Consider the following 16,244-nt stretch of genomic DNA (forward strand, 5'->3'; position numbering starts at 1 on the left):
CAACCTCGACTTAGGTCGAAGTCAAGGCTAGCCTGTCGACGTGACGAGACTGGCTGAACACCTGAGCATCGGGCAGGTCGCCGACCGCAGCGGCGTGCCCCATACGGCTTTGCGTTTCTACGAGGACAAAGGGCTGATCAGCTCGGAGCGTTCGGCGGGCAATCAACGGCGTTATCCGCGTTCGGTGCTGCGCCGGATCGCCTTCATCCGTGCCGCGCAGCGGGTCGGTCTCAGCTTGGACGACATCAGCGCGGCATTGGAGACCCTGCCCAGGGACGTCGCCCCCACCAAAGCCGACTGGGCCCGCCTCTCGCGGGGGTGGCAGGAAGAGCTCGACGCCCGCATCGACGCGTTGCAGCGCCTGCGCGACAGGCTGACCGGTTGCATCGGCTGCGGCTGTCTTTCCCTGCGCAGCTGCGGGCTGTACAACGCCGACGATCAGATGTCCCGCTTCGGCCCCGGCGCGGGCAAACTGCGCCCGGCCGCCGAGGGTGGCATCTGAATTCCGTTGCCCCCGGGGGCCGGATGTGCGTCACTGGGACACGAAATGGACGAGAAACACCTCATCCGAGCCTCGAAACGGCTCTCACGACACCTTCGGCACGCTCCCGGCGACATCGGGATCGCCCTCGGCCCCGGCGGCTGGGTGGAAGTCGACACGCTCTTGGCCGCCCTGCGGCGCCACGGCTTGCACCTCACCCGCGCCGAGCTCGACGAAGTGGTCGAGGGCAACGACAAACGACGCTTCGCCTTCGATGACGACGGGCTGCGGATCCGCGCCAGCCAGGGCCACAGCGTCGCCGTCGACCTCGCGCTGCCCGCCGCCACCCCACCGGACGTGCTCTACCACGGCACCGTGGCCCGGTTCCTCGATGCGATCAGGGACGAGGGACTCAAGCCGATGAACCGGCACGCCGTGCACCTTTCCGCGACCGTCGAGACCGCGCGCACGGTCGGGGGAAGGCGCGGTGTCCCGGTCGTGCTCCTCGTCGACACGCGGGGCATGGCGGCGGCCGGGTACGAGTTCCAGGTGAGCGCGAACGGCGTCTGGCTCACCGCCGCCGTCCCGCCGGAGTTCCTGCGGCGTCTCCCCTAGACCAGGCCGTTGTTCCGCAGGAGCGACAACGTGTTCACGGTGAAGAGCCCGTTCCACTCCAGCGCGGCCGCGGGCGAATAGCTCGTGTAGTCGACCCGCCAGCCGCCGTCCTGGTGCTGCCCACCGGCCACCCGCCGCAGATCCGCTTCGACGACCTCCGGCCGGAAGAGCTTCCGTGCCGGGCCGCCGGGTTCCGGCGCGAAGTCGAGCGGGCGCATGGCCTCGCCCTCGATCCCGCCGCCGACGGCGAGCACGCCGTCGTCCGGGACGAACCGGCCGAGGTTCCCGACCAGTCGTGCGTCACCGAGCGCGTCGGCCAGCTTCACCGCGAAGGCGAGCGCGAGCGCATGCGGTGCCTCGACGATCTTCTCGATCTCCTCGACGCAGTACCGGGTGGCCCTCGCGAGCCAGGGATGCGCGGCGACCGCGGGGTCGTGCGCCGCGACGCGATGCGCGGTGACCGCGACGATCGCGGTGATCTGCAGCGAGGAGACCGCCGGGTCGGCGCTCGCCCAGAACGGCGCGCTGCCGAAGGGATCCGGCATCGGCAAGGCGAACGGGATCCCGCCGTCGGGCAGGGCGATCGAGGCGAGCCAGTCGCAGAGTTCGGCCGCGCGGGGACTGGTCGCCGGGCCGATGTCGGCGAAGACCTCGAAGGCGTGCAGCGCGCCACCGGGCTGGCTGGTCGCGGAGCGGCAGTCGGGTTCGAGCCCGCGACCGTAGCCGCCGTCGGGATTGCGGTACCCCTCCAGCGCGGCGAGCGCCGCCGCCGGGTCGCCCTCACGGAAGAGGACCTCGAAACGCCGCCTGTCCAGCAGCCGCGCGCGGGTGGCCATGAACGTGGCCGCCGTCTTCAGCTCGATGTTCATGCCGACAGCGTCGCGCGGATCGCGGCGGCTGTCTTGAACACATCGGTCACGAGCGGCGACGCGGGCGGTTGTAGAGCTTGCGGCCGACGCTGAGAAGCGTTTCGCGCAGCGTCTCGTCGTCGAGCGAGGCGACCTCGGGCGAGCCACCGGCGAGGGCGACCCCGGCCAGGAGCACCTGCGCGGTGACCATCCCCAGCACGTCCGGCTCCGGGCCGGCGAGGATCTCCAGCAGCCGGTTCTTGAAGCTTTCCGAGCGGTGGACCGATTTTTCGACCGCCCGCGCGATGCCGGGGTCGCTGGAGAACAGGGCGACCAGCGCGCGGTGCCGCACCACGAGATCGACGAAACCGTCGAGCAGATGGTCGATCTGCGCGCCTCGGGTGCGCTGGGCGCGGGCGTCGTCGACGATGCCCTCCAGCTCGCGCAGCACGGGTTCGGCGACGGATTCGGTGATCTCCGCCTTCGTCTTGAAGTGGTAGTAGACGGCCGCCTTGGTGACCCCCAGGGCGTCCGCGATCATCTGCAGCGAGGTGCCTTCCACGCCGTGTTCGGTGAACAACCGCAGCGCCGTGCGCAGTAGCCGCGTGCGGGTGTCCTCCGCCTGGACGACGTCCATGATCCCTCCTCGTTCAGCCGTCGGAGGTTACGTCAAGCGAGCCCGTCGAGCCAACCCGAGTACTAGCCGTGCGGCTAGTCACACACTTGCCGATCGGCTTGTAGGCCCCTAGCCGATCGGCTAGCTTGAACTGAACCTGATCGAGTGAACGGGAGACTTTCGTGGCCAGCTTCCTGTACCGAATGGGCCGGTTCTCGTTCCGGCGCCGGGCACTGGTGACGGTGGTGTGGGCCGTCCTCCTGGCGGCCCTCGGCGCGGGGGCGCTGACCCTGTCCGGCCAGCTTTCGAACTCGGTGACCATCCCCGGAACCGAGTCGCAGAAGGCGATCGACCAGCTCGCCGACCGATTTCCGGAAGCCGCCGGCGGCGCGACAGCGCGTGTCGTCATCTCGACACCCGGCGACATCACCGACGCGGGCGGGCAGGCGGCGATCGCGCGTCTGGTCACCGGACTCAAGGACGCGCCGAAGGTCGCCGGAGTGGTGGACCCGCTGCAGGCGCGGGCGATCTCGCCCGACAAGCACGTGGCGCTGGCGCAGGTCAGCTATCGCGTGCCGGGCTTCGAGCTCACCGACGCCGACCGCGACGGCCTGATGGCCGCGGCGGAGTCCGCCAAGGCCGCCGGGTACACGGTGGAATTCGGCGGTGACGCCGTCCAGGCGATGCCCGCCACGAACGCCACCGAAGGCCTCGGTGTCGCCGTCGCCGCCGTCGTCCTGATCATCACGTTCGGTTCGCTGCTCGCGGCCGGGATTCCGCTGCTGACCGCGCTCATCGGCGTCGGCATCGGCATGGCAGGCATCACGACGGCGTCCGGATTCCTGGAACTGAACACGAACACTCCGGTGCTCGCGCTGATGATCGGCCTCGCCGTCGGCATCGACTACGCGCTCTTCATCGTTTCCCGCTATCGGCACGAACTGACGCTCGGCCGCGCTCCCGAGGAGGCCGCCGGACGCGCCACCGGCACGGCGGGCTCCGCCGTGGTGTTCGCCGGGCTGACCGTGATCATCGCGCTGGCCGGCCTGACCGTCGTCGGCATCCCGTTCCTCGGCGAGATGGGCATCGCCGCGGCGATCACCGTCGCCATCGCGGTCGTCATCGCGCTGACCCTGCTGCCCGCCATCCTCGGGTTCGCGGGCGGCAAACTGGCGGGCGGCAAGATCCGCTCGCGCCGCAAGGAAAGCACGACGACGCACGGCGAGCGCTGGGCGAAGTTCGTGGCCCGCCACCGGATCCCGGTGCTGATCGCCGCGATCGCCGGCCTCGCGATCGTCGCCGTCCCGGCCGCGAGCATGCAGCTCGGCCTGCCGAACGACAGCACCGCCGCGCCGGACACCACCCAGCGCAGGGCCTACGACACCGTCGCCCGCAGCTTCGGCGAAGGCGCGAACGGGCCGCTCGTGATCGTCGTCGACCTCGCGGGCAGCGCCGACCGGCAGGCCGCGCTCCAGCAGGCGGCCGCGGGTATCGGCGGCCTCCCCGAACGCCCGATCGTCACGCCGCCCAAGGTCAACCGGGACGGCGACCTGGCACTGCTGACCGTCATCCCGAAGAGCGGTCCGAGCAGCACCGCGACCGAAGACCTGGTCAGCGACATCCGCGGCCTGAACGCGAGCCTGGGCACGGCCACCGGCGCTTCGCTGGCGGTGACCGGCCAGACCGCGGCCAACATCGACGTCTCGGAGAAACTCGCCGACGCGATGCTGCCCTACCTCGCGCTGATCGTCGGGCTCGCGTTCCTGTTGCTGATGCTGGTGTTCCGGTCGATCGTGGTCCCGCTGAAGGCGACGCTGGGCTTCCTCGGCTCCGTGGTCGCGACCTTCGGCGCCGTGGTGGCGGTGTTCCAGTGGGGCTGGCTCACCGACCTGCTCGGGGTGAAGACGACCGGGCCGATCATGAGCATGCTGCCGATCCTGCTGATCGGCGTGCTGTTCGGGCTCGCGATGGACTACCAGGTGTTCCTGGTGACGCGGATGCGGGAGGAATACGTCCACGGCGCCGACCCGCAGCAGGCGATGGTCACCGGTTTCCGGCACGGCTCCCGCGTCGTGGTCGCCGCCGCGTTGATCATGATCAGCGTGTTCGCCGGCTTCGTCCTCGCGGAGTCGTCGCTGATCCAGTCGATCGGGTTCGCGCTGGCCTTCGGAGTCCTCGTCGACGCGTTCGTGATCCGGATGACCATCGTGCCGGCGCTGATTTCCCTGCTCGGCCGCGGCGCCTGGTGGCTGCCGAAGTGGCTGGACCGGGTGCTGCCGGACGTCGACGTCGAAGGCGAGAAGCTCGCGAAGCAGCTGGACGCTCCCGACGAGCGCGAGCTGGCCGACGCCCCGAAGTAGAAGTAGTACGTGAAGGCCCCCTTCCTTGCGTCTAGCGCAAGGAAGGGGGCCTTCACGTACATGCAGTCGAGTAGCGCGCGATTCCCGTGCGGGTCCGGGTGGTCCGAACTTCGCGACCGTTCCGTCGAGAACGACGCCGTAACGCTCGCCCTCCCAGCGAACCTGCTCGAATCCCCGTACTTCGCGGCCCAGCGCCTCGGCCTCACGGGGATGCCGGGCGGTGCTCAGGCCAGCCAGGCGATGGCGCCGCCGATGGCCAGCAGCGCGCCGATCCCCAGCACGACGGCCATGAACTTGACGCTCTTCCAGGTCGCGTAGACGCCGCCGATCAGGAAGCCGCCGAGCGCGAACAGCAGCACAGCGATGGTCGTGTTACTCACGACCGCCACTCTGCCACAAATCCAGCATCCCGACGCCGCCGGGCCCGGGCCTTGCCCTCGGGACCCGACGCGGCTAACGTACAACCACATGGTTGTAGTTCTAGAGGAGAGCGAGGAGTCGCTCAACCGGCTCTTCCGCGCCTTGGCCGACGGCACGCGCCGTGACATCCTGGCGCGGGCGATCGCGGAAGCGCCGTCTGTGTCCGATCTCGCCGCGCGGTACGAGATGAGCTTCGCCGCCGTGCAAAAGCACGTCGCCGTGCTCGAACGGGCGGGTCTGGTGCGGAAACGTGCCCACGGTCGTGAGCAGCTCGTCTCGACCGACCACGAGCGGCTCCGGCGCGCCGGTGAACTTCTCGACGCCTACGAAGTCCTTTGGCGCCAACGTGTGGCGCAGCTCGACGATGTCCTGCGGGAAGGAAACTGACGATGCCGATCACCTCGGTCACCAAAGATCCCGAAAAGCTCAGCCTCACCGTCGTGGCGGACTTCCCCGTTCCGCGAAAACGCCTTTGGGAGGCCTGGGCCGATCCACGGCAACTCGAGCGCTTTTGGGGACCGCCTTTCGCGCCCGCCACCTTCACCCATCACGACTTCAGGGTCGGTGGGCGCGCCGAGTACTTCCTGTCCGGGCCGAACGGGGAGAAATGGGCCGACTCGTGGAAGTTCACCGCGGTGAACCCCATCGACTCGTTCGAGGCGGAGGACGGTGAAGACAACGCCGCGGACGAGAACATGCCGTCCTTGATGACGTTCGCCTTCGAGACGACAGCGACGGGGTCACGACTGACCCACGTGACCCGGTTCTCCAGCGTCGAAGCCCTGGAGAACACGATCCCGGGGATGGAAGCGGGGTTCCGCGCGGCGATGCCCCAACTCGACGCACTTCTGAGGACGGAAACCTCATGAGAAAACTCAAGATCATCGAACACGTCTCGCTCGACGGAGTGCTGCAGCACTCCGCCGATGAGACCGACTTCCCTTACAGCGGCTGGAACATGCCTTATCGGACGCCCGAAGGCCGGGAAGCCATCACGGCCGCGCACGGTGAAGGCTTCGACTTGCTGCTCGGCCGTCGCACCTATGACCTCTGGTCGGAGTACTGGCCGACGGCGCCGAGCGATCCGCTCGCCGACCGGCTCAAGGCGGCGAAGAAGTATGTCGTCACCCACCGGCCGGAAAGCCTCGAATGGGGCCCGTTCGAGAGTCTCGGCCCGGACATCGCCACGGACGTCCGCCGCATCAAGGCGCAGAACGGCCCGGACCTCGTCCTCTCGGGCAGCTCCACGCTGACCTCGACACTGCTCGAACACGGGCTCACCGACGAGGTCGTGCTGGCCGTCTACCCGATCCTTCTGGGCATGGGCAAGCGTTTCTTCGCGAACGGAACCCCGGCACAGACCTTGGAGTTCGCCGGCACGACGACAACGCCGTCCGGCGTCACCCTCAACACCTACAAACCCGCCGGACCCCTGAAGACCTGACGCATTTCGTCCTCTGGATGCGGTAGTTGCACACACAAGGAACGCATCCAGAGGACTGAACGCGGGGGCTAGAGGACGCCCTTCGTGGACGGGATACCGCCCGCGCGCGGGTCCGGCTCGGTGGCGGCACGCAAAGCGCGCGCGACGGCCTTGTACTCGGCCTCCGCGATGTGGTGCGGGTCGCGGCCGTGCAGCACCCGCACGTGCACCGCGATCTGCGCGTGGAACGACAGCGAGTCGAACACGTGCCGGGTCAGCACGAACGGGTAGTTCCCGCCGATGGTGAAGGCGTTGAACTGCTCCGGCTCGCCCAGGTGCACGCAGTACGGCCGCCCGGAGACGTCGATCGCCGCGTGCGCGAGGGTTTCGTCCATCGGGATCCACGCGTCGCCGAAGCGGCGGATGCCGCTCTTGTCGCCGAGCGCCTGCCGCAGCGCCTGGCCGAGCACGATCGCGGTGTCCTCGACGGTGTGGTGCGCGTCGATGTGCACGTCACCGGTCGCCCGCACCTTGAGGTCGAGCGAGCCGTGCACCCCGAACGCGGTGAGCATGTGGTCGTAGAACGGGACACCGGTGTCGATCTCCACCTGCCCCGTGCCGTCCAGGTCGAGCTGGACCGAAATGGACGATTCCCTGGTGGTGCGATCCACCTTGCCGACGCGACTCATCGCGGCACCTCCTTGCTGGCCTCGAGAAAGGCGTCGTTCTCTTCCGGCGTCCCGATGGTCACCCGCAGGTGTCCTTCGATGCCGACGTCCCTGATCAGCACCCCGTTGTCCAAATAGGACTTCCAGGTCGCGGGCGCGTCCGCGAACCGTCCGAAGAGGACGAAGTTCGCGTCGCTCGGGACCGGCGTGAAGCCCAAGCCCAGCAACGCTTCCACCACCCGGTCACGTTCGGCCGCGAGCTTGGCGACCGAAGCGAGCGTGGCGCCCGCGTGCCGCAGCGCGGCCCGTGCGGCGGCTTGCGTGAGCTTCGAGAGGTGGTACGGCAGCCGCACCAGCTGCAGCGCGTCGACGATCGCGGGTGCGGCCGCGAGATACCCGAGCCGCCCGCCCGCGAAGGCGAACGCCTTGCTCATCGTGCGCGACACGATCAGCTTCGCCGGGTACTCCCCTAGAAGTTCGACGGCGCTCGGCTGCGACGAGAACTCCGCGTACGCCTCGTCGACCACCACGATGCCGGGCGCCGCTTCGAGCAGTCCGCGCAGCTCGTCGAAGGGGATCGACCCGCCGGTCGGGTTGTTCGGGCTGGTCACGAAGACGAGGTCCGGACGGCGCTCGCGCACCAGCGCGGCCGCCTTCTCGGTGTCGAGCGTGAAATCGTCGCGGCGCGGCACCGGCAGCCAGTCGGTGCGGGTGCCCGCCGAGATGATCGGGTGCATCGAATACGACGGTTCGAAGCCCAGCGCCGAGCGGCCGGGGCCGCCGAAGGCCTGCAGGACCTGTTGCAGGATCTCGTTGGATCCGTTGGCGGTCCACACGTTCGACTCCGACACCAGCACACCGGTGGACACCGCGAGGTAGTCCGCGAGGTCCTGGCGCAGCGCGACGGCGTCGCGATCCGGGTAGCGGTGCAGCGAAGCGGCTTCGGCTCGGACGGCCTCGGCGACGTCGGCCACCAGCGCGTCCGGCGGCGGGTACGGGTTTTCGTTCGTGTTGAGCCGGATCGGCACGTCGAGCTGCGGTGCGCCGTACGGGGTCTTGCCCCGCAGGTCTTCTCGCAACGGGAGCGCGTCGAGCGTGATCTCCTCGCCGATGCTCATACCCGCTCCCCTTCGAACCGCGCCGTGATGGCCTCGCCGTGCGCGGGCAGGTCCTCGGCGTTGGCCAGCGCGACGACGCGGCCGGCGATCTCGCGCAGCGCGTCCTGGCTGTAGTCGACGACGTGCACGCCCTTGAGGAAGCTCTGCACCGAAAGGCCGGACGAGTGCCGGGCGAATCCGCCGGTGGGCAGGACGTGGTTCGATCCGGCGCAGTAGTCGCCGAGTGAGACGGGCGCGTACGCACCGACGAAGATCGCACCCGCGTTGCGCACCCGTGCCGCCACCGAAGGCGCGTCCGCGGTCTGGATCTCCAGGTGCTCGGCGGCATACGCGTCGACGACGCGGATCCCGTCGTCCAGGGTGGACACGAGGATGATGCCGGACTGCTCGCCGCTCAGAGCCTCCGTCACCCGCTCGGCGTGCTTGGTCGCGGCCACACGGCCGGTCAGTTCCTTGTCGACGGCGTCCGCGAGTCCCTCGGACGTGGTGACCAGCACGCTCGCGGCGAGCGGGTCGTGCTCGGCCTGGCTGATCAGGTCGGCGGCGACGTGCACCGGGTCGGCGGTCTCGTCGGCGAGGATCGCGATCTCGGTCGGGCCTGCCTCGGAGTCGATGCCGATGATGCCGCGCAGCAGGCGCTTCGCCGCGGTGAGATAGATGTTGCCCGGCCCGGTCACGATGTCGACCGGCTCCAGCGTCGTACCGTCGGTGTCGGTGCCGCCGTAGGCGAGCAGCGCGACGGCCTGCGCGCCGCCGACGGCCCACACCTCGTCCACGCCGAGCAGCTCGGCGGCGGCCAGGATCGTCGGGTGCGGGAGCCCGCCGAACGCGGCCTGCGGCGGCGAGCACACCACCAGCGTGCCGACGCCCGCGATCTGCGCCGGGACGACGTTCATCACCACGGTCGAGGGGTACACCGCGAGCCCACCCGGCGCGTACAGCCCGACGCGCTCCACCGGGATCCAGCGTTCGGTGACGGTGCCGCCATCGACGACCTCGGTCGTCACGTCCTGACGACGCTGATCACCGTGGACCTTCCGGGCGCGGACGATCGATTCCTCCAGCGCCTCCCGGACCGCCGGGTCCAGGTGCTCGAGCGCGCCGGTGAGCTCCGCGGCGGCGACACGCACACCGCCGGGGCGGACCTTGTCGAACTTCTCGGTGTACTCGAGAACCGCCTCGACGCCGCGGTCACGGACGGCCTCCACGACCGGCCGTACGTGATGCAGTGCCGCGTCCACGTCGTACTCGGCACGCGGGAGCGTGCTCCTGAGTTCGGCAACGGACGGGAGAAGTCCACGCAGGTCGGTACGGTTCAGCATGGGTCAAGGGTACGAGGTGGCCCGATCGCCCCGAGCAGGCACACTGGGGTGGTGACCAGCGACCCCACGATGAGGGAGGCGGCCGTGCCGCGAATCGGGTTGTGCCAGCTCACGGCCGCCGAGGATCCCGAAACGAACCTGAAGCTGATTCGCGAAGGCGTGGCGGCCGCGGCGACCGACGGCGCGCGGATCGTGGTGTTCCCCGAAGCGGCGATGGCGCGCTTCGGCATCCCGCTGGGACCCGTGGCGCAGCCGCTGGACGGACCGTGGGCGTCCAGCGTGGCGTCCATCGCCGAAGAGCACGGCGTGGTGGTCGTCGCGGGCATGTTCACGCCGTCGCCCGACGGGCGCGTGCGCAACACCCTGCTGGTCACCGGCGCCGGGCAGCACTTCGGCTACGACAAGATCCATCTCTACGACGCGTTCGGGTTCGCCGAATCCGACACGGTCGCGCCCGGCACCGCACCGGCCACCTTCCAGGTCGAAGGGACCACGTTCGGCCTCGCGACCTGTTACGACATCCGCTTCCCCGAACTGTTCCGGAAGCTGGCGGGCGACGGCGCCGACATCGTCCTCGTGCCGACGTCCTGGGGCGCGGGCGAGGGCAAACGCGAGCAGTGGGAGGTGCTGGTGCGCGCCCGCGCGCTCGACTCCGGCTGCTGGGTCCTCGGTTGCGGGCAGGCCGATCCGGCCACGACCTCGACCCCGGTGCACCCGAAGGCGCCGACCGGGATCGGCTATTCCACGGTGTCCGACGGGTTCGGGCGGGTCCACACGCAGTTGGGCCCGGGGCCGGAACTGGTGGTCGTCGACCTGGATCCCGCGGTCAGCGGGAAGGCGCGGGCGGCGACGGGCGTTCTGGCGAACCAGCGGCTGTAGCGCCTGTAGCGCTCACGGAGCGTTCGAAGAAGGATTCGAGTACGACGATCGTTTGCGTGCCGGTGACGCCCTCGATGGCGTACAGCCTGCGCAGTGACGCCTGAAGTTCCTCGGTGGTCGGCGTGCGCACCTTCACCAGCAGCGAGGCAGGGCCCGCGATGATGTGCGCTTCCACGACCTCCGGCAGCGCCTCCAGCGCGGCCTTGGTCGGCGAATCGCCCATCCACGAGCCCGCCTCGATCAGTACGAACGCCATCACCCCGCGACCGACCGCCGCCGGATCGACGTCGACGGTCGTGCGCCGGATGACGCCCTGTTCGCGGAGTTTGCGGACTCGTTCGTGCGCGGCGCCCGCGGACAGGCCGACCGCCTTGCCGAGCGCGGCGTACGCCTGAGTCGCGTCCTGCTGCAGCTCCGTGAGCAACATGCGATCTACGTCATCCATAGGTTGACCATACCAAGTTCGGCGGTTCATGATGATCGCAATATCTCATTCGGGCCACTGGGGTTTTCATGGACATGGTCAAGGCGCAGTTCGAGGTCCTCGACGAGCGGTTCGCCCGCGTCAACGGGGACGAGTGGATGCGACGTCTGCACACGGGCTGCCGGTGGACCGAGGGGCCGGCCTACTTCCCCGCCGGCCGGTACCTGGTGTTCAGCGACATCCCGAACGACCGCGTCCTGCGGTGGGACGAGACGACGGGCGCCGTCGGCGTCTTCCGCGAGCCCGCCGGATTCCACAACGGGCACACCGTCGACCGTCAGGGCAGGCTCGTCAGCTGCGAACAGGGCAACCGCCGGGTGACGCGCACCGAGCACGACGGCACCACCACCGTGCTCGCGGAGACCTATCAGGGCAAGAGGTTCAACAGCCCCAACGACGTCGTCGAATCCTCCGACGGCGCGATCTGGTTCACCGACCCCAGTTACGGGATCGACAGCGACTACGAAGGCCATCAGGCGGAAAGCGAGATCGGCGCCTGCCACGTCTACCGCGCCGACCCGGTGGACGGTTCCGTGCGGATCGTCGCGGACGATTTCTCGCGTCCGAACGGGCTCGCGTTCTCGGTGGACGAATCGCGGCTCTACATCGTGGACACGCGGCAGAAACCCAGTCACATCAGAGTTTTCTCGGTGGACGAGGGGCGGCTTTCCGGCGGTGAGATCTTCGCGACCTGCGACGCCGGCGGTTTCGACGGCGTACGCCTGGACGCCGCGGGCCGGGTCTGGGCCGCCGCGCACGACGGCTTGCACTGCTTCGCGCCCGACGGCACGCGGATCGGGAAGCTGCGGGTGCCGGAGGTCTGTTCGAACCTGACCTTCGGCGGGCCGCGGCGGAACGATCTGTTCATCACCGCGTCGAGTTCGGTCTACACGCTGCGGGTGAACTTCTCGGCGCCACGTGTAGTGGGGTGACGCGACGTGAAAGGGACCTTCGCCGCGTCGCACGCGGTGAAGGCGTCCTTGACGGACTGCCCGGCCGCTCCCCGCACCAGGCCGGGAAGCGTGCAATGAAGGGACCTTTCATCGCAAATTTTGCGATGAAAGGCCCCTTCATTGAGCCTTTTCCATCTTGGTTAGCTGAGGCTGTGTTCGAGGGTGAGGATGGCTTTGGCTAGTGCGGTGACGCGGTGGGTGCTGGTGCGGACGCGGGTGAGTACTCGCCAGTTTTTGAGGGTGGCGAACCCGCGTTCGCCTCGGCCGCGTACGGCCGCCAGTGTTGTGTTGGCCTGTGTGTAGGCAGGTCCGAGTGGGCGTTTGGGCTGGTGGGCGGTTCGGTGGTTCTTGTACGGAGTGATCACCCCGTAGGCGACGTTGTCGTAGCCGCTGTCGGCCAGCAGCCGGATCCCGGCCTGGTCGGCCAGGTCGCAGATGCGGTGGTGGCGGGCGGCGGTGGTGTCGTTGGTCGCGCCGGGTAGTCCGTCGGAGATCCACAGCAGCCGGCCGTAGGGGTCGGTGAGGGCTTGCAGGTTGATGCCGTGGTGGCGGTGTTTGCCGGAGTAGTAGGGCTTGTTCGCGGCGATGCGGTCGGTGCGGATGACGGTGCCGTCGAGGATGGCGTAGTTGTTGTGGCTCCAGGCGAGCTGCCACAACGCGGCGGTCAGGGACGGGGCGCGCTGGGCGAGCAGGTCGATGGTTTCGCGCAGATAGCGGCACACAGTGGCCACGCCGATACGGAATCCGGCGGCCAGGCGGGCGTAGGTGTCGCCGTTACGCAAGTGGGCCAGCACGAGCAGGGCCTGGCGCTGGCAGGACAGCCGGCGCCAGCGCGACCTGATCGCGCGCCGGTGTTGCTGGATGATCCGGGTCAACCCGGCCAGTGTCTGGCTGGACAACGTGATCGCCGAGGGGTAAGACAACACAGCGAAGCTCCTGGCAGTGCATGGTTCTTGGTCGTTCCACGCATCTACCAGGAGCTTCGCCATACCCAGCCCACCAACACACCCCACCAACCCAAACCAAGTTGGAAAAGGCTCAATGCAGTCTTTCAGCCTGGACGCGGGTAAAGCGTGCAACCGAGCCAAGCCGAAGCGGCTACCGCAGCAGCCCCTCGCGGATCGCCACCCGTACGAACCCGGCCCGCCGCCGTTCCCCGGTCTTGTCCCGGATCCGGTCGAGATAGGACCGCACCGTCCGCACGCTGATGTTCAGGATCTCCGCCACGTCGACGTCGCGTTCGCCGGCCGCGACCAGCCGCAGGACCTGCTTTTCCCGTTCGGACAGGACGATCTTGGGCCCGGCGTGGCGGTCCTCGCTGTCCTGGATGATCATTCCGGCCAGCGTCGGCGACACGTACGCGTTGTCGTCGGCGATGGTGCGGATGGCGCGCAGCAGTTCGTCGCCGTCGACGTCCTTGGACAGGAAGCCCTTCGCGCCGGCCTGCATGGCGCCCAGCACCTCGGGCTGTTCGGCGTGCGCGGACACCACGAGCACCTTGTGCCCCATCTGGCCCACTTCGAGCACGGCGGCGGCGTCCTGCACCCCGCGCAGCTTGAGGTCGAGGACGACGACGCTGCCGGGAGCCTGCTCCTGGACGGCGAACCGCGCGACGGAGTCGGCGACGGCGCCCAGCGCGATGTCGGGCGCTTCGGTGAGGACACGCGCGACGGCGTCCCGGTACAGCGGATGATCTTCGATCACCCCGACGTTGATCGGCATGGTGCGTTTCGGCTGCTGCTCGTCTGCGTTCACCGGCGTCCTTCGAATCCGTCCGCGTCGGCGCGGGGCACGACCGGCCGAGACGGGCCGGGCACCTCCGGCGGAGACGCGAGCCCGAGCTGAATGGCCTTGCGGACCAGACCGGCCCGCCTTCTCTCTCCGAGTTTGTCACGGATCCGGTCCAGATAACCGCGGACCGTCCGGACCCCGATACCGAGGATGCGGGCGATGTCGACGTCGCGTTCACCCGCCGCGACCAGCCGCAGGACCTGCTTCTCGCGCGCGGAAAGCGCGACGTCCGGAGCCGACGCGGGACGGTCGGCGTTGTCCTTGATGATCATTCCGGCCACCACCGCGGAAACGTAGGCACGGCCACGCGCGACCGTCCTGATCGCGATCAGGAGTTCGTCGACGTCAACGTCCTTGGACAGGAAGCCCTTGGCGCCGGCGGCGATCGCGCCGAGCACCTGCTCGGGCTCCGCCTGCGCGGACACCACGAGCACGTGGTGCCCCAGTTCGCACACCTGGAGCACGGCCGCCGCCCCGGCGATCCCCGGCAGGCCGAGGTCGAGCAGCACCACGCTGCCGGGCGGCTGCGGATGGACGTGGAACCGGGCGACCGAATCGACCACCGCGCCCAGTTCGATCCCTTCGGCCTCGGTGAGGACCCGGACCACGGCGTGCCGGTACAACGGATGGTCTTCGATCACCGCGACGTCGACCCGGTCGGTCTCCGGCCTGTCTTCAGTCATCTGCACGTTTCCGCTCACCCCGTCCCACCTGCCGCGGACACCGCACGGCCCGCCTGCGCCGGATCCAGCGCGGGTCCGCGGGGCACCAGCGCCAGCAATCCATTCGGAACCGGTTGCCGTTCGGCTTGGCCGTATCCGAGGGAAGCGAGTGCCTCAGTGCTCGCCACCGGGTACTTCAGGCCCGTGTCGGTCACGACGTGGACCGTGCCGGAACCGGATTCCGCCACCACCGCGCCTCCCGACGGAGGCACGAAAACCGCGTCGGCGACCAACGCGTCCGTCCGCGCCGTCACCGGGATCGCCTTCGCACCTTGCGGCAATGGGACCCGCGCGGAGATAACGATTCGAGAACCCTGCGCGCACAACGTCACGGACTGTCCGGTAACGGGTGCTTTTCGCGGGATCCGGTCCGGATACTCCGCGGGATCGGCCCCGCCCGCCCTCGCCGTGCCGACCTTCGGCACCGCGGCGACGTCGGCCGCGCGCACCGCGACGGGCGCCGGGACACCGGTGTAGGCGTCCGCGTTCTGCGGGGTGGTGATCAGCAGGCTCGCCTCGGTCTGGCCGATGGGCTCGAGCCCTTCGGCGTGGACGAGGTAGTACGACGTCGCGTCGCCCGGTGTCGCCATCGCGTCGACGACGCCGAGCACCGAACCGACCCTCGTCGCGGTGCCGCCGACCTTCGGGCCGGGCCGTCCGGCGTCTTCCACCGCGCGGTGGGCCAGGTCCCGTCCGGCGGCGACGGTGCCGATCCACCGGGAGGACACCGCGATCGCCGGATAGGTGTCGAACTGCAACGCCGTGGCGGCCTCCGGAGTGAGCTTGTAGCGGCGTCCCGCCGTCACGAGATAACGCTCCCCCTCGGGCACGCGGACCACGACGGCCTGATCCCTCGGCAGGTCGACCCCGGCGGCGGGCGCGCCGAGGAGCACGGTCGTCTCCGGTTCGGCCGACGCGGGCGCGTCCTGCGTGGTCCGCGAGCAACTGGTCCACGGGGTGCTCACCAGCGCGGCCGGCGCGGGCAGCGAATCGGGCGCGCCGGGAATGCCGATCTGCGCACCACGCGGCGCCTTCGCGAGCTTGTCCGAAGGGACGGTCACGGTGGCCTCGCCGGTGCCGCCCGCCATCAACCGCGCGGAGGCGTAGTTGAGCACGGGGTGCAGCGCGCCGTCCTGGCCGAGGATGAAGCGCGCGCCGGTGCCCTCCTCGACGATCACCTTGCCGCCTGCCAGCCAGTCCTTGCCGCCGGAGGGGTTCAGCAGGCCGATCACGCCGAACACCGCGGTGACCAGCAGCGCGACACCGAGGCCGCACAGGGTTCCGACGACCAGCCTGCGGCTCGGGGCGACCGGATGGTTGGCGTCAGCCGAGACCAGTGCCGAAACCAGTCTCCTGCGGAGGAATTGGTAGGCCTGGATCTGGTCCCGCTGCGTCCACACGCTCCCGTCCCCCGCCGTTCGTGCCCACCCGTTCGAGGGTGCTCACGTTAGGTCTGGCCCCGGTTCGCGGTGAGGGTATTTTTTACGCCCCTCCCCCGCGCGGGGCGCGGCTACCGTCGGGCGCGTACACGGAGGAGGGGAATT

General features: G+C 69.4%; 19 protein-coding genes. 8 read left to right on the forward strand and 11 right to left on the reverse strand.

Annotated elements, in window-relative coordinates:
* The first annotated feature begins 40 nt into the window (after window positions 1–40).
* On the forward strand, window positions 41–502 hold the full coding sequence (gene soxR / locus P3102_RS26045) for a redox-sensitive transcriptional activator SoxR (protein ID WP_276362534.1): 462 nt from the start codon (window positions 41–43) through the stop codon (window positions 500–502).
* A 45-nt stretch (window positions 503–547) separates the two neighbouring features.
* Window positions 548–1,096 (forward strand): RNA 2'-phosphotransferase, encoded by a 549-nt coding sequence (locus P3102_RS26050; protein ID WP_276362536.1) that lies wholly within the window; start codon window positions 548–550, stop codon window positions 1,094–1,096.
* On the opposite strand, the gene P3102_RS26055 is transcribed toward P3102_RS26050, so the two are convergent.
* Both P3102_RS26055 and P3102_RS26060 read right to left on the reverse strand, forming a co-directional pair.
* The gene (locus P3102_RS26055) at window positions 1,093–1,965 is read right to left on the reverse strand and encodes a hypothetical protein (RefSeq protein ID WP_276362537.1); all 873 of its coding nucleotides are present in this window, start codon (window positions 1,963–1,965) and stop codon (window positions 1,093–1,095) included. The two genes, P3102_RS26050 and P3102_RS26055, sit on opposite strands and share 4 nt — an antisense overlap.
* 46 nt (window positions 1,966–2,011) lie before the next feature.
* Complete coding sequence (locus P3102_RS26060; protein WP_276362539.1) at window positions 2,012–2,581, reverse strand: TetR family transcriptional regulator; 570 nt, start codon at window positions 2,579–2,581, stop codon at window positions 2,012–2,014.
* A gap of 161 nt (window positions 2,582–2,742) precedes the next feature.
* Between P3102_RS26060 and P3102_RS26065 the strand changes: the two genes are divergently transcribed.
* Window positions 2,743–4,920, forward strand: coding sequence for an MMPL family transporter (locus P3102_RS26065; protein ID WP_276362541.1), 2,178 nt, complete (start codon window positions 2,743–2,745; stop codon window positions 4,918–4,920).
* 224 nt (window positions 4,921–5,144) lie between these two features.
* Here P3102_RS26065 and P3102_RS26070 read toward each other — a convergent pair whose 3' ends face one another.
* A complete protein-coding gene (locus P3102_RS26070; RefSeq protein WP_016335988.1) occupies window positions 5,145–5,300 on the reverse strand; it encodes a hypothetical protein in 156 nt (51 codons plus the stop codon).
* Between the two features lie 88 nt (window positions 5,301–5,388).
* On the opposite strand from P3102_RS26070, the gene P3102_RS26075 reads away from it, so the two are divergent.
* The 3 genes from P3102_RS26075 to P3102_RS26085 are packed head-to-tail and all read left to right on the forward strand — an operon-like array spanning window position 5,389 to window position 6,784.
* On the forward strand, window positions 5,389–5,727 hold the full coding sequence (locus P3102_RS26075) for a metalloregulator ArsR/SmtB family transcription factor (RefSeq protein ID WP_276362543.1): 339 nt from the start codon (window positions 5,389–5,391) through the stop codon (window positions 5,725–5,727).
* Window positions 5,728–5,729: 2 nt separating this feature from the next.
* The gene (locus P3102_RS26080; RefSeq protein WP_276362545.1) at window positions 5,730–6,209 is read left to right on the forward strand and encodes an SRPBCC domain-containing protein; all 480 of its coding nucleotides are present in this window, start codon (window positions 5,730–5,732) and stop codon (window positions 6,207–6,209) included.
* Complete coding sequence (locus tag P3102_RS26085) at window positions 6,206–6,784, forward strand: dihydrofolate reductase family protein (RefSeq protein WP_276362546.1); 579 nt, start codon at window positions 6,206–6,208, stop codon at window positions 6,782–6,784. The genes P3102_RS26080 and P3102_RS26085 overlap by 4 nt, the downstream gene beginning before the upstream one ends.
* Window positions 6,785–6,852: 68 nt before the next feature.
* Here P3102_RS26085 and hisB read toward each other — a convergent pair whose 3' ends face one another.
* Genes hisB through hisD form a run of 3 tightly spaced genes read right to left on the reverse strand, consistent with a single transcriptional unit; the run spans window position 6,853 to window position 9,871 of the window.
* Entirely contained in the window at window positions 6,853–7,452 is a 600-nt protein-coding gene (gene hisB, locus P3102_RS26090) for an imidazoleglycerol-phosphate dehydratase HisB (protein WP_276362547.1), read from the reverse strand.
* Window positions 7,449–8,549, reverse strand: a complete 1,101-nt coding sequence (locus P3102_RS26095) for a histidinol-phosphate transaminase (RefSeq protein ID WP_276362549.1) — start codon at window positions 8,547–8,549, stop codon at window positions 7,449–7,451. The genes hisB and P3102_RS26095 overlap by 4 nt, the downstream gene beginning before the upstream one ends.
* Window positions 8,546–9,871, reverse strand: a complete 1,326-nt coding sequence (gene hisD, locus P3102_RS26100; RefSeq protein WP_276362550.1) for a histidinol dehydrogenase — start codon at window positions 9,869–9,871, stop codon at window positions 8,546–8,548. Before hisD ends, P3102_RS26095 begins: the two co-directional genes overlap by 4 nt.
* Before the next feature lie 84 nt (window positions 9,872–9,955).
* Between hisD and P3102_RS26105 the strand changes: the two genes are divergently transcribed.
* Window positions 9,956–10,750, forward strand: a complete 795-nt coding sequence (locus P3102_RS26105) for a carbon-nitrogen hydrolase family protein (RefSeq protein WP_276371353.1) — start codon at window positions 9,956–9,958, stop codon at window positions 10,748–10,750.
* Here P3102_RS26105 and P3102_RS26110 read toward each other — a convergent pair.
* Window positions 10,698–11,195, reverse strand: a complete 498-nt coding sequence (locus P3102_RS26110) for an Lrp/AsnC family transcriptional regulator (RefSeq protein ID WP_276362552.1) — start codon at window positions 11,193–11,195, stop codon at window positions 10,698–10,700. The two genes, P3102_RS26105 and P3102_RS26110, sit on opposite strands and share 53 nt — an antisense overlap.
* Before the next feature lie 68 nt (window positions 11,196–11,263).
* Between P3102_RS26110 and P3102_RS26115 the strand changes: the two genes are divergently transcribed.
* Window positions 11,264–12,166: an SMP-30/gluconolactonase/LRE family protein gene (locus P3102_RS26115; RefSeq protein WP_276362554.1), complete on the forward strand. Its 903-nt coding sequence runs from the start codon at window positions 11,264–11,266 to the stop codon at window positions 12,164–12,166.
* Between the two features lie 161 nt (window positions 12,167–12,327).
* On the opposite strand, the gene P3102_RS26120 is transcribed toward P3102_RS26115, so the two are convergent.
* The 4 genes from P3102_RS26120 to eccB all read right to left on the reverse strand — a co-directional run bounded on the left by P3102_RS26120 (window position 12,328) and on the right by eccB (window position 16,100).
* Complete coding sequence (locus P3102_RS26120; protein ID WP_276362555.1) at window positions 12,328–13,113, reverse strand: transposase family protein; 786 nt, start codon at window positions 13,111–13,113, stop codon at window positions 12,328–12,330.
* Window positions 13,114–13,285: 172 nt separating this feature from the next.
* On the reverse strand, window positions 13,286–13,942 hold the full coding sequence (locus tag P3102_RS26125; protein ID WP_276362556.1) for a response regulator transcription factor: 657 nt from the start codon (window positions 13,940–13,942) through the stop codon (window positions 13,286–13,288).
* Window positions 13,939–14,661 carry a response regulator transcription factor gene (locus P3102_RS26130; RefSeq protein WP_276362558.1) on the reverse strand — a complete coding sequence of 241 codons (723 nt, stop codon included), beginning with the start codon at window positions 14,659–14,661 and terminating at the stop codon, window positions 13,939–13,941. The genes P3102_RS26125 and P3102_RS26130 overlap by 4 nt, the downstream gene beginning before the upstream one ends.
* 14 nt (window positions 14,662–14,675) lie before the next feature.
* On the reverse strand, window positions 14,676–16,100 hold the full coding sequence (eccB, locus tag P3102_RS26135) for a type VII secretion protein EccB (protein ID WP_276362559.1): 1,425 nt from the start codon (window positions 16,098–16,100) through the stop codon (window positions 14,676–14,678).
* Window positions 16,101–16,244: the final 144 nt, after the last annotated feature.

Source organism: Amycolatopsis sp. QT-25 (genome assembly GCF_029369745.1).
Taxonomy (GTDB): Bacteria; Actinomycetota; Actinomycetes; order Mycobacteriales; family Pseudonocardiaceae; genus Amycolatopsis.